Annotated in this window: 10 protein-coding genes; 7 read left to right on the forward strand and 3 right to left on the reverse strand. The window is 65.0% G+C overall.

Going from position 1 to position 13,096, the window contains the following annotated elements; genetic code table 11:
- Window positions 1-231: 231 nt before the first annotated feature.
- Window positions 232-1,593 carry a phosphoglucosamine mutase gene (glmM, locus tag JFX23_RS01305; protein ID WP_198775315.1) on the forward strand — a complete coding sequence of 454 codons (1,362 nt, stop codon included), beginning with the start codon at window positions 232-234 and terminating at the stop codon, window positions 1,591-1,593.
- 371 nt (window positions 1,594-1,964) lie between these two features.
- Here glmM and coaA read toward each other — a convergent pair whose 3' ends face one another.
- Genes coaA through JFX23_RS01320 form a run of 3 tightly spaced genes read right to left on the reverse strand, consistent with a single transcriptional unit; the run spans window position 1,965 to window position 5,666 of the window.
- Window positions 1,965-2,918, reverse strand: a complete 954-nt coding sequence (gene coaA / locus JFX23_RS01310) for a type I pantothenate kinase (RefSeq protein WP_198775317.1) — start codon at window positions 2,916-2,918, stop codon at window positions 1,965-1,967.
- A gap of 34 nt (window positions 2,919-2,952) precedes the next feature.
- Complete coding sequence (locus tag JFX23_RS01315) at window positions 2,953-5,133, reverse strand: SGNH/GDSL hydrolase family protein (RefSeq protein ID WP_198775319.1); 2,181 nt, start codon at window positions 5,131-5,133, stop codon at window positions 2,953-2,955.
- Between the two features lie 35 nt (window positions 5,134-5,168).
- Complete coding sequence (locus JFX23_RS01320) at window positions 5,169-5,666, reverse strand: hypothetical protein (protein WP_198775320.1); 498 nt, start codon at window positions 5,664-5,666, stop codon at window positions 5,169-5,171.
- 177 nt (window positions 5,667-5,843) lie between these two features.
- Here JFX23_RS01320 and glmS point away from each other — a divergent pair, with 177 nt between their 5' ends.
- From glmS to JFX23_RS01350, 6 genes are all read left to right on the forward strand, one after another.
- Window positions 5,844-7,757, forward strand: coding sequence for a glutamine--fructose-6-phosphate transaminase (isomerizing) (glmS, locus tag JFX23_RS01325; RefSeq protein WP_198775322.1), 1,914 nt, complete (start codon window positions 5,844-5,846; stop codon window positions 7,755-7,757).
- 179 nt (window positions 7,758-7,936) lie between these two features.
- Window positions 7,937-8,830, forward strand: a complete 894-nt coding sequence (locus JFX23_RS01330) for a GRP family sugar transporter (protein ID WP_198775324.1) — start codon at window positions 7,937-7,939, stop codon at window positions 8,828-8,830.
- A 103-nt stretch (window positions 8,831-8,933) separates the two neighbouring features.
- Window positions 8,934-10,532, forward strand: a complete 1,599-nt coding sequence (locus JFX23_RS01335) for a bifunctional ADP-dependent NAD(P)H-hydrate dehydratase/NAD(P)H-hydrate epimerase (protein ID WP_198775326.1) — start codon at window positions 8,934-8,936, stop codon at window positions 10,530-10,532.
- Between the two features lie 8 nt (window positions 10,533-10,540).
- Window positions 10,541-11,776, forward strand: coding sequence for an alanine racemase (gene alr / locus JFX23_RS01340; RefSeq protein WP_198775328.1), 1,236 nt, complete (start codon window positions 10,541-10,543; stop codon window positions 11,774-11,776).
- A gap of 252 nt (window positions 11,777-12,028) precedes the next feature.
- Window positions 12,029-12,550, forward strand: a complete 522-nt coding sequence (locus tag JFX23_RS01345) for a hypothetical protein (RefSeq protein WP_198775330.1) — start codon at window positions 12,029-12,031, stop codon at window positions 12,548-12,550.
- Window positions 12,534-13,091: a hypothetical protein gene (locus JFX23_RS01350; RefSeq protein WP_198775332.1), complete on the forward strand. Its 558-nt coding sequence runs from the start codon at window positions 12,534-12,536 to the stop codon at window positions 13,089-13,091. The genes JFX23_RS01345 and JFX23_RS01350 overlap by 17 nt, the downstream gene beginning before the upstream one ends.
- Window positions 13,092-13,096: the final 5 nt, after the last annotated feature.

The raw sequence follows: 13,096 nt of genomic DNA on the forward strand, positions 1-13,096 counted from the left end.
CGACCACCCCGCCGCCGGCATCATCCCCCAATGGGGAGACGCCATCGCCTGGCATGAACTCCACCACCACAGCCCCTACCGCACCGACTGGGACTAGACCCGACCAACACATTTTGTCCTATAACCCTTCGGCTTTGAGGCGACGCGCTGAGCCGCACGAAGAGCCAAGAACCCTATGAGTACACTGACGGAGGTACACGTTTTCCTTCCAGTAGCCCAAGGAGCCTCATCGTGACACGGATGTTTGGAACCGATGGAGTACGCGGACTTGCGAATGAACTCCTCACCCCCGAGCTCGCAGTCCAACTTGGCCAGGCCGCCGCACGAGTCCTCACGAAGGACATCCCCGCCTCGCAGCTCTCACGCACAGGTCGTCCTCGTGCCGTTGTCGGACGCGACACCCGCGCCTCGGGCGAATTCCTCGACCACGCGATCAGTGCGGGCCTCGCGTCCTCGGGCGTCGATGTCACTCGCGTCGGTGTCCTCCCGACCCCCGCGATTGCGCATCTCACCGCCACTCAAAACATTGACCTCGGCGTCGTCATCTCCGCATCCCACAATCCTTTCCAGGACAACGGCATCAAGTTCTTCGGCCGCGGGGGCTACAAGCTCGACGATGCACTCGAAGATCAGATCGAGGCTCTCCTCGGCAAAGTCGAACAGCTCCCCACGGGCGCTGCAGTGGGTCGCGTCATCAAAGGCGAGACTGTCGCAGATCAGAACTACATCAACCACCTCGTTGATTCGGTTGGGACCGACCTTTCGGGACTACGGATCGTCGTTGACGCCTCCAATGGAGCGGCGAGCCACGTCGGACCGGCCGCGCTGCGAGCCGCGGGCGCTGAGGTCATCGTCATCAACGCTTCACCCGACGGTCTCAACATCAACGCGTACTGCGGCTCGACCCATCCTGAGCAGCTCCAAAAGTATGTTGTCGCCGTTCATGCGGATATGGGCGTCGCTTATGACGGTGATGCGGATCGTTGCCTCGCGGTCGACGCTGAAGGAAAACTCGTTGACGGCGATCAGATCATGGGCCTCCTCGCGCTGGGGATGAAAGCCGATGGCACTCTCGGTTCCGACACCCTGGTCGTTACAGTCATGTCGAACCTGGGGTTGCTCTTGGCGATGAAGGAGCACGGCATCCGTATCGTCCAGACCGGCGTCGGTGACCGTTACGTCCTCGAGCGCATGCTTCAGGGCGGCTACACCCTTGGCGGTGAACAGTCGGGCCATGTCATTGACACGATCCACGCGACCACTGGAGATGGGGTCCTCACTTCGCTGCGTATCGCGGCGCGGATGAAGCGCACAGGCAAGTCCTTGGCGGAGCTCGCCTCCATTGTTCAGCGCCTTCCCCAGACTCTTGTGAATGTTAAGGGCGTTGACAAGGCCTGCGCAGGTACGAACGCTGCTGTGCAAAAAGCAGTGGAGGAGGCTGAGGCTGAACTCGGTAAGAGCGGAAGGGTCCTCCTGCGTCCCTCCGGCACTGAGCCCCTCGTCCGAGTCATGGTTGAGGCCGCGACCCAGGAGCAGGCCGATGAGGTCGCTGGGCGTCTCGCCGAGGTCGTGAAGGACAATCTCGCCCTCTAAGAGACAGGCTGGTGCTTTGGGGACAGGCTGGCGTTCTAAGGGCGGGGTGTGAGTGTCCCGCTGCTTGAGTGATGGGATTGGCGCGCATATTGGCCGGGCCTAATTCCTGAGTGGAGGGAATGACGGCAAGTGGAGGGGCAATAACCCCTCCAGAATCCGTTATCCCCTCCACTTGGGAAAAGGGGCATGGCCTGGCGGCCTTTGGAGGCATACTCCGCCTCGTCATCCCTGCTAGGTTCTAGTGGTGGTTCCAACGGAGTCTTGGTGAAGGGGCTCGTTGCGGCTGGTCTTGGTTGTGATTTTGGCGGGTTTGTGCACCCCTCCACTTGTGAAGGGGTGCGCAGTACAGGCGCAGAGCTTAAGCCTTGCGCTCAATCCCTGCGCAGCAGAAGCGACTCGACGCGGTGCGAGGAGTCTTTCCTGAAGATCATTGTCGCCCGCTTGCGCGTCGCAGAAATGTTTTCACGAAGATTCGGCAGGTTGATCGCCGCCCAGATCATCCGGGCCGTCGCCTCGGCCTCTTCATTGGACAGGTTCGCGTAGGTCTTGAAGAAAGAATCCGCCTTCGAGAACGCGGTCTTGCGCAGTTCGAGGAAACGATCCACGTACCACTGCTCGATGTTCTCCTCGGAAGCATCAACGTAGATGGAGAAGTCGAAGTAGTCCGAGACGGCCACGCTCACACAGCCCGGCACGACGCGGGGAGGCTGGAGGACGTTCAGGCCTTCAACGATGAGAATGTCAGGCTGTTGGATGCGTAGCTTCTCGCCCTCGACAATGTCATAAACGATGTGGCTGTAGACGGGAACCGCAAGTTCGGGAGCCCCCGATTTCACTGCCGCGAGGAAGTCGATGAGGGCGGCTCGATCGTAGGACTCGGGGAATCCCTTGCGCGCGAGAATCCCCTTCTTGTCGAGGACCTTATTCGGGTAGAGGAAACCATCCGTGGTGACGAGGTCGACCCTGGGGGTGTGTGCCCAGCGTTGCAAGAGGAGTTGGAGGAGGCGGGCGACCGTGGATTTGCCAACCGCGACGGAGCCCGCAATACCGATGACGAAGGGCGTATGAATCTCACCGGTCTCGCCCAGGAAGGCGCGGCGCTCCTTGGCTGTGCGGCGGCGCCCATCAACGTACAACTGCAGGAGAGCTGTGAGTGGACGGTAGATCGCATCGACTTCGCTCATATCGATCGGGTCGCCGAGGGAGGCAATGCGCGTAATGTCTTCTTGCGTGAGGGGAAGGGGTGTCCTTTCGACGAGACGATCCCATTCTTCGCGCTCGAAGCGGACGAAGGGGCTGAACTCGTGGGTGTCGGTGCAAGTCACGTAGGCATTGTCCCGCACCGACACCCGTCGCGCCTCAACTCCGGCGACTTACTCGCACGAATCCGATGGCGAGTGCACCGAGCGCAGCGAAGGCGAGTGCAAGAGTGCCGACAGAATCACTCGTGGCGCCCGTCCGAGCGATAGTGCCCGTCTTCGTGGGGGTCGGGGCCTCAGGCGGAGTCGTCACCGTCTCGCTCGGCGTTGGCGCGGGCTCTCCCGACTGCGGGTCCGAGGGGACGCCGGATTGCGGGTCCGAGGGGACGCCGGATTGTGGGCCGTCACCGGGCGTGGGTAGGGGCGCTCCGTCGAGGAGTTCGAGGACGCCGGGCTTGTCCTCGGGAATCTCAGGCTCAGGCTCGGGCTCGGGCGGGATAGTGACCGAAATAGGAGCCGAGCCCCGGCTCATTGCGCCGAGGGCATCTTTCACCGTGACGCTCGCCGTGCCAGTGAAGGGGGCAGCGAAGGCATGCTCGACCAGACCGCTCGTCGTCGTTTCGTCAATGACGCCGTCCGAGTCGAAGTCCCATTCATAGCTCGTCAAAACACTCCCGATTGCGTAGGAGCCACGGGCGTCGAACTCGAGTGTTTCTCCAACCTCCCCGATGATCGGACCCTGAAGCCACCCGAAGGGCTTACTCAGAGCTGTCGTCATGGCTTCTGTGATGAGCGTGGGGATATCGGAGCTCGAATCGAGGAGGAAAGTCGAACCGCCGGTTTCGTCAACAAGGTCCTGGACGTTGCTGAAGGGGGACGTGAGAGAGCCCGTGTCGATGGCGTAAACCTCGACGGGATCCACTTCGAGCGCGTGAACAGCTACCGAGTGAGCGTCATGGCCGGTGTGCGGCTCGGGTTCTTTTGCCGGCGCATCACCGAGGACGATCGCGATCTTACGCACACCAGAGCGCCAGCTGAGATTGAGCGCCGAGGTGACGCCGGAGTACACGGTTTCCGGCCAGTCACCTCCACCGGTCACCTCAAGATTGCCGAGCGCAGAGCGCAGAGCATCCGCGTCCGTCGTGAAGTCGAGGTTGACCTGGGACGGATAATCACCGGGGTCACCCCCCGAATCGCTAAAGTCCTTGTATGTGACGAGTGCAACGCGGTAGCTGTCCGTGACGGACGCGAGTTTGGTCAAGATACCCGAGACATTCGAACGGACGGCATCAATGTCGTCCGTCATTGAGCCCGTTGCGTCCACAACGAAGACGACGTCAATGTCGCCGGAGCCCGGATTGATTGGCTCTGCGGAGAAGGAGACACCGATGTTTTCCTGGATCTCGCGTGCCATCATCTGATGCCCTGTGATGTTCGGGTGGTAGAAGTGATTGCGATCGATCGTCCAACTTGATGTCGTCGAACCGTCCGATTCGATGCCCTCCGTTTCGAAGAACTCGTTGATCCAGCGCGCGGGGTTGCGGTGCAGGGCTGAAGGATCGGGTTCATGACCGGCGAAGGCGCTTGGTACGGAGTCGATGTAGGAGACCTTCATTGCGTGAGAGGCGTTCCACGAGTCGACGAGTTCCTTCTGCTTGTGTGTGGCGAGGTTGCCGAGTTCGCGGACGCGGCTGCCGATCTCGGTGCTCTCCCACCTCACGCACGTCGGGGTAGCGAAGACGAGCCACCACTCTTCACAGCTGGCGAGCTCGTATTGCCGGGTCGTGGCGAGAAGCGGATAGGCGAGGAGGATCATGTGGCCGTTGTCGCCGATCTTTTCATTGACCTTCTCGAAGATCGTCCGAGTGTTGGCGATCGCCGTGTCGAGCCCCTCTTCGGCATTGTCGAGAGCCTCAACGCAAGCTTCTCGGCTGCGAATGCCTGCGGCGAAGCAGTCCGACACGATCGTCGAGAACTCGAGGTCGTTGCCCCCGATGGTGAGCATGACGAGATCCGTCTCTTTCGAGATCTGAGGGATCTGCTCATTGAGGACGTTCGCGGTCACCGAACCGGAGGCGGCGAGATTCGTCAGAGTCGTGTGGATGCCGTGTCCGTTGAGCCACGATGTGTAGACGCGCGCCCAATTGCGGGTTGAGCGGTAAGTCGTCTTCTCGGTTCCCGGCTCGTAGGCGCCCGCGCCGTTCCCGGCTGAGTAGGAGTCGCCGATCACGACCGCGTTGAGACGGAGATTGACCTCGTCTCCGAGGGCGGGAGGGGCGGTGAGCGTGCCGACTGCGAGCCCGAGGATTCCAGATGCAGCGATGAGTGAACGTAATCTCACGGGGTCTCCTTCGTGTGATCGGTGGCTTGGTGCGTTCAGGAATGGAAGATTCGGACACTCACGCAGGGTTCGGTGATGCTGCCGGGAGCGTCGAGCGGGTGTTCGTCGATGACGAGGGTCGTTTTCTGTTCGGTGGAGGCGCCTTGGCGTTTGAGGACTGTGATCTGTGAATCGCTCGCTGCCTGGTCGACCTGGAATCCGAGGGCTTGAGCGGCGCGGACGATGTCGTCGTGGACCTGCGGGGCTGAGCTGCCTTCGAGGGAATAGCAGGCGCTGACGACTTCAGGTTTCGACTTGGCGAGGGGGCCGGCGGCCTCGGGGATTTCGAAGCTGAGCCGGGCGTGGCCTGCGACGATCTCGCCGACGATCGGATCTTCGGCGAGGGCTTTGAGACGCGTTGACTGCCCCCACCAGCCGGACTGTGCACCGTAGCTATATCCGCCGAAAACGGCGAGTAAGAGGACAACGATGAGAGCTCCCGTGACGATGAGGGGACGATGAGAATCTGCGTTGAATAGTTGTCGAGTGACCATTGAGGCCGAAGCTATCCTCCGTGCACTCGGGCTTCAAGAGGGGCGCCATCATGTGGGACGCCCAAGGCAGGGGCCTTGTTGGATGTGGCGAGACTGGTGTTGGATGTGGCGCGACTGGCATCCGCGAGGGCTCTTGTAGGTAGGCGTTTGTGGGGTGCGCATGTTGGAATGGTGTCTATGTGTGGAATCGTTGGACATATCGCTTCTCAGGCTTCGCAGCGTTCGCGTGAGGTCGTCATGGGAGGCCTTGCGCGCCTCGAATACCGTGGATATGACTCGGCGGGCATCGCCCTTGAGACCTCCGAAAGCGTCGAGGTCGTCCGAGCGGTCGGTAAACTCTCGAACCTTGCTGACGCCTTGGAAGCTGCTGATCCTGCGCCCGCGATCGCGGCGATCGGGCACACCCGTTGGGCCACTCACGGACGGCCGACCGTTCAGAACGCCCACCCCCATTCGACGCCGGATCACCGCTTCTCCCTGGTGCACAACGGCATCATCGAGAACGCCGACTCCCTGCGCGCGAAACTGGCATCCCAGGGGGCTCACTTCTCCTCCGATACGGACACCGAGGTTGTCGTCCACCTCCTTCAACGCGCCTTCGACTCTGAAGACCTTGAGCCTTGGGAAGGGCCAGCCGAAGGGCTCGAGGGCGAAGAGCTCCAGGCCGCGCGCAGGCTCGTGGCGGCGATGCGCCGAGTGACCGAGGACCTGGAGGGGACTTTCACTCTTCTCGCACTGTGTGCTGATGCCCCGGGCGCGATCGTCGCAGCCCGTCGGTCCTCGCCCCTCGTCGTGGGACTAGGCCAGGACGAGAACTTCCTCGGCTCCGATGTCCTCGCCTTCGTCGAGCACACTTCGCGTGCACTTGAGATCGATCAGGACCAGCAGGTTCTTGTGACCGCGAAGGGGGTGACGATCATCGGTCACGACGCTTCGGTCATGCCGCACAAGGAGTTCGAAATCGATTTCGCTTCTGATCGTGCGACGAAGGGCGGCTGGGCGACCTTCATGGAGAAGGAGATCCACGAACAGCCCCGAGGTGTCGCCGACACCCTCGCTGATCGTCTCGATTCTCATGGGCACCTCGCCCTCGATGAAGTTCGCATCCCCGAGCATGTTCTGCGTGGAGTCGACAAAATCGTCATGATCGGCTGCGGCACCGCCTCCTACGCGGGACAGGTTGCGCGCTACGCGATTGAACACTGGTGCCGCATCCCCGTCGAGGTCGAACTCTCCTCCGAGTTCCGCTACCGCGACCCCGTCGTCACGGAGAAGACCCTGGTCGTCGCGATCTCCCAATCGGGTGAAACCATGGACACGATTCAGGCGATCCGCCATGCGCGCGAACAGGGCGCGAAAGTCGTCGCAATCGTCAACACCCCAGGCTCGACGATCTCGCGCGAGTCCGACGCGGTTCTTCTCACCCACGCCGGCCCGGAGATCGCGGTCGCCTCGACGAAAGCCTTCACTTCACAGGTGACGGCCTGCTACATCCTCGGCCTTTACCTTGCGCAGGTTCGCGGAAACAAGTACGCCGAGGAGATCGCCGACTACATGGACAAGCTCTTCGAAGCACCGGCGAAGATCCAAGAGGTCCTCGACCGGGGTGAGGCGGTGCGCGAGTTCGCGCGCGCGATGGCGGACACGACCTCGGTCATCTATCTCGGCCGTCATGTCGGTTTCCCGGTCGCCCTCGAAGGCGCTTTGAAACTCAAAGAGATCTGCTACATTCACGCGGAGGGTTTCGCTGCGGGCGAGCTCAAGCACGGTCCCATCGCCCTCGTCGATGAGGGCCAGCCGGTCATTATCATTGTGCCGACTCCGCGCCGCCCCGAACTGCATAACAAGGTCCTCGCGAATATTCAGGAGGTCCGCGCTCGCGGTGCGAGGACGATCGTCATCGCCGAAGAAGGGGATACGTCGGTGGACGCCTTCGCCGAGGTTGTCTTCCGTGTGCCGCCGATCCCGACCTTGTACGCGCCGCTGCTCGCGGTCGTGCCACTGCAGATCTTCGCTTGCGAGCTCGCGATTGCGAAGGGGCTGGATGTTGACCAGCCTCGCAATCTCGCAAAATCCGTGACGGTCGAGTAGGCGCCCTCCGACGTCGGTGGCCTCCCCACTCCGATGCGGGGAGGCCGCTTCGCGCTCGGGGGACGAGGACGGTCAAGGTCGAGGCAGCGCGCTCGCCCGAGGGGGACGGAGGCCCCCGATGGGGGAGGGGCACGGGGCGCGCGGCGGGGAGGGGCGGCGCGAGGTACTACCCTTACGCCGTGGCCGACTTCCTCCTCGCACTCAGCCCCTCGTTGATCCTCGGGACGATGAGCGTCCTCCTCGTCGTCCTCGGGGGTGATGACCGGCAACGGATCCTCGGCCTCATGACGGGAGGATTCCTCACCTCGCTCATCGCAACCCCCTTCCTCGGGGTGACCTGGACTCCTCAGTCCTTCGCGATCGCCTACGCCTCCGGTCTCCTGCTCGGCTGGGGCCTGTTCGACCAGACCGTGTGCCTGCGTGTCCTCGGGGTCTCGCGGACGATGCCGACGTCGACCGGCCTTCAGCTCGTGTCGATGTCCCTGGGCGGAGTGCTCCTCTTCGGCGAGTGGCGTCAGGGGGCGTCCTCGCTCTTCGGCGCGGGCGCGATCGTCGCCCTCGCGCTCGGAGTCTGGCTGGCCTCACGGCATGAGAAGTCGGAGTCGGCCGACGGACTCGATTGGCCGCGCGGCATTCGTCTCCTGGCCACCTCGACGATCGGATTGGTCGCCTACCTGCTGCTCGTCCAGTGGTTCGGGATCGACGGACGCACGGCGCTCCTGCCGCAGGCGCTCGGCTACATGACGGTTGCGCTCATCCTCACCGCTCCGCGCTTCACGCCCTGGGACGGTCCTGCGGACACCCGACGGTCCGCGCGCACGCTGCGTCAGGTGATCCCGGGCATGATGTGGGGATGCGCCGTTCTCATCCTGCAGGTCAGCGCCGACCGCGTCGGAGTTGCAACGGGTTTCACGCTGTCCCAGCTCGGTATCCTCATCTCCACTCCGGCCGGAATCCTCCTGCTCGGGGAGTCCCGAACCCGCAAGGAGATGCAATGGACGATTCTGGGAGTGGCGCTCGTCATCTGCGGTGCGGTGCTCGCGGGCTTCGCGAAGAGCCTCGACCCCGCCTAAGATCGCGCGGCTCGGCTGCGGTGAGGGGATGGCAGGGTGAGGGGATGCCTTCGCCGGGAGGGGCGGAGAGGAAGAAACCCCGGGAAGGTGGGATGATCGCAGTATGATTCCCGCATTCATCCGCGCTGAAGTTCGCGAGGCTGAGGCCCGCCGGGTGCGGGCCGCGCACGCCGAGGGCGATCCGGATCGTCTCATGCGCTCGGCCTCCCGCGCGGTGGCCGACGAAGTGAGGGACTTGCTCGCCGGGAATCCCCCGGCATCCCCGGACGGGGAGGCGGGCCCGAGGGTCTGCGCACTTGTCGGCGGAGGGGACAACGGAGGCGACGCGCTGTATGCGGCCTCTTTCCTCGCCGAACAGGGGGTGCCGTGCGTAGCCGTCTGCTTGAGCCCTCGCGTCCACGAGCGGGCTCGCGCGGCCGCCGAGGAGCAGGGGGTCGTGTGCCTGCCCGCTCATCTCCCGGCGGAGGACGAGCCGCTGGGCTCCTCCCGTGAACTCGCGGAGGCTCTGGACGCCCCGATCTGGATCGACGGGATCTGCGGGACGGGCCTCGTGGGCGGCCTTCGCGAGCCCCTCGCCTCGCGACTGTGCGAGTTGGAGGGCATCCGTTCCGAGCGGGGCGCGCGCGTCGTGGCGATCGATGTGCCCTCAGGTCAGCTGGGCGACGACGGCGAGGTTGAGGGGCCGCTTCTGAAAGCCGAACGCACCGTCACGATGGGGGCGATGAAGTCGGTTCTCGCACTGCCGCCCGCTTCTCGGGCGGCCGGTCGGGTACGCGTGCACGGGCTCGGACTCGACATGGGGCGCAGCCGGGTCATCCTCATGGAGGAGGCCGACGTTTCGGGGCTCATCCGCGTGCCCGGCCCCGACGATCACAAGTACACGCGGGGAGTCGTCGGACTCGTCGCGGGCTCGCAGACCTACCCCGGTGCGGGTGTCCTGGCGGTTCTCGGCGCGCAGGGCGCAGGACCGGGCATGGTCCGCCTGGACGCGCCGACCCGGGTTGCGGACCTGGCGCTCGCGGCCGCCCCGGGAGTCGTCACGAGGGGCGGACGGATCCAGGCGGGCCTCGTCGGGCCGGGAATGGATGAGGACACCCGGCAGGCGGCCCGAGAACTCGCCGGATTCGCCGCCTCCTCGGAGTTGCCGCTCATCATCGATGCGGGCGGCTTGGAGCTGGTGCCGGACCTGCGCGACGAGGGGATCGGCGAGTTTACGGTTCTCACTCCGCATGCCGGTGAGGCAGCCGCCCTGCTCGGAGCACTCGGCCGGGCGGCGCCGCGATGGCGGGTGGAGGAGCATCCCGCCGAAGCGGCCCGCGCCCTCGCGCAGGCCAGCGGCGCCCGCGTTCTTCTCAAAGGGGCCACGACCCTGCTCGCCACCCCGGATTCCCGGGTGCTCGTCGCGCCCCGGGGGTCGGCTTGGACCGGGGTCGCAGGAGCCGGAGACGTCCTCGCCGGATTCCTCGCGGGCCTTGCAGCGGGGTGGAAGGCCGATCGGGAACGGGGGCTGCCGGGCCGGGACTTCGACGCGCTCATCGCGGCGGGAGCCATGATCCATGCGCTCGCCGGGGCGGATGCCGCTCGCGCCCACGGCCCCCTCGGCGGCCCGATCGGCGCCCTCGACATCGCACGCACACTGCCCTCGGTGCTCGCTCGCCTCCTGGCCGAATCCGCGGGGAGAGCGGACCCGGTGAGATACTGAGACTCGTGATGCTCCAAACCTCGCAGGACCCGCTCTCCCCGGGCCGGGTGATCGTCGACCTCGGCGCGATCGCCGAGAACCTGGAAGTATTGCGCTCCTTCGCCCCCGGGGTCGCGCAGATGGCGGTCGTCAAGGCCGACGCCTACGGGCACGGCCTCCTGCCCGTCGCAATGGCCGCCCTACAGGCGGACGCCACCTGGCTGGGCGTCGCTCAGCTCGCCGAGGCGCGCGCACTGCGCGAGGGCCTGGACGCCGCTGGCATCGACCGGAGCGCCGCCCCGATCCTCGCGTGGGTCGCGCCGAGTGGCGCCGACTGGGCGGGCGCCCTCGAAGCGGGCATCGACCTGTCGGTCTCATGGACCTGGGTCCTCGCCGAGATCTGCGCGGCAGCCCGCGCCACGGGGATCCGCGCCCGGATCCACGTGAAGATCGACACTGGGATGTCGCGCGCCGGTTCCACGCGGGCGGACCTCCCCGCCCTCGTCGCCGCAGTCCGTATGGCCGAAGAGGACGGATTGATCGAGGTCGTCGGAGCGTGGAGCCACTTGTCGCGCGGGGACGACCTGAGCGAGGATGGGCGCGCATCCACCGCCGCGCAGGTGGAGGTCTTCGAGCAGGGGCTCAGGAGCCTCGCAGATGCGGGGATCGAACCGCGGATCCGTCATCTGTCGGCGACCTCCGGCATCCTCTGGCATCCGGAGGCCCACTACGACATGGTGCGCGCGGGCATCGGCATGTACGGCTTGAGCCCGGATCCGCTCACCGCGCGTGGCGCGGCGCTCGGCCTGCGTCCCGCGATGACCCTCCGGGCGCCGCTCACCTCGGTCAAGGTCGTCGAGGACGGCGCCCCCGCCTCCTACGGGGGCACCTGGCGCGCCCCGGGCAGGCGCTGGCTCGGCCTGGTCCCCCTGGGCTACGCCGATGGGATCCTGCGCGCAGGATCGAATGGGGCGCCGGTCCTCGTCGAAGGGCGAAAGGCGATCACGACCCGGGTCGTCGGTCGGATCTGCATGGATCAGTTTATCGTCGATCTCGGTCCCGCCGAGGGCGAGCCGGGGGCGCCGAGCGCACGATCGGGGCGGCCCCCCGCGCGGGTCGGCGATACCGCGACCCTCTTCGGCGACCCCGACCGGGGGGCGCCGAGCGCAGACGAGTGGGCGCAAGCCGCCGGAACGATCAACTATGAAATCGTGACGCGCCTAGGGGAGAGGGTTCCCCGCGTTCATCTGTCCGCTGCCGAGTGACCGGAAGCGGGAGACGAGCCGCTCGCGTGCAGGGCGGCTCAGTTCGGGGCGTCGATGGCATATCCTTTCCCGGCTTCAACCTGCGCAGGGCGGGGAGGTGCGCCCCTGCGATGCGTGACGTCCGTGGATCCGAGCGTCGGTCAGTCTTCTCTCATCCGGGTGGGGGCGGCTCCGTCATGTGAGCGGGCTGTGCTTCTTGTCTCTCATTTTGTGAAATGTTATGATTGAAACTGATCGAACGAGGGAGATTGTATGAACGACATTCTTCCGTTCACGGATACCAAAGAAAAAGGGGCGGCAGACTTCTACTTCTGCATCAACGCGACTTTCGCCCACATCCAGCGGACCTTCGCCGAGGAGGGCCTGCATCGTTACTGGGAGGATCTCGGGCGAGACTGGATGAGCCCGGTGTGGATGCGGTGGCGCGAGGGTGGTCTCGATGCCGTGGCCGAGTACATGCGTCGTTCTTTCGAGGTTGAACCGGGCGCGGATGTCATCGTCGAGCGGCACCCGGAATCGGTCGAAGTCGAGGTGCGCACCTGCCCCGCCCTCGCTCATCTGCGCGCCTCCGGTCGCGCTCCCATCGAGACCTACTGCCATCACTGCTACGTGGTCATGAACGCCGCGGCTCGTTGTGCGGGGCTCGCAGTCCGACTCGAAGGGGGGAACGGTTCGTGCCGCCAGTGGTTCGGCGTCGCGGCCGGTGCCGCCGACCAGGATCTCATGGAGATCAGGCCCTGTGTGATGGAGACGGACGATGCTGGGAACCTATGATTTCTGCGGTCACTACGCCTGGACCTTCGCCTGGCTGAAGGAGCAACTCGGAGACGAGGGCTTGGAGGAATACTGGTTGGAAGCCGTGTCAAAGGACTCGCAGCGGCACGCTCGCGAGGCCTTCGCGGACGGTTTCGACGGGATGGAGCGCTACTGGGGGCGAACTCTGGCCTCCGAAGGGGCGGGATGGACCTCGGGGCGTCATGTCGTCGACGGCGAGGAGGTCATGCGGATCGACATGTACGCCTGTCCTTCCAAGGGATTCCTTCTGCGCAACGGACTGGGGTTCGGCATCGACTATTGTTCGCACTGCGCGGCGTGGATCGAACCCGCCCTCGAGGAGGCCGGGTTCTCCGCGGATCATGAGCACGACCATCTCGGACACTGCTGGTGGGAGATACGCGCTCTCGAGAGCGAACGGGAAGCCTCCCTCCCCGCAGACCTGTCGGGTGACGAGGATGTACGACTCGGGGATGCCTGGTCCGAGGGGACGGTGCATCGTGTCGAACGCGTGCGGTCGACAGGGCGACGGAAGGGGTGAATGCC

Origin of the sequence: Schaalia cardiffensis, assembly GCF_016405145.1 — a bacterium.
GTDB classification, from domain to species: Bacteria; Actinomycetota; Actinomycetes; order Actinomycetales; family Actinomycetaceae; genus Pauljensenia; species Pauljensenia cardiffensis.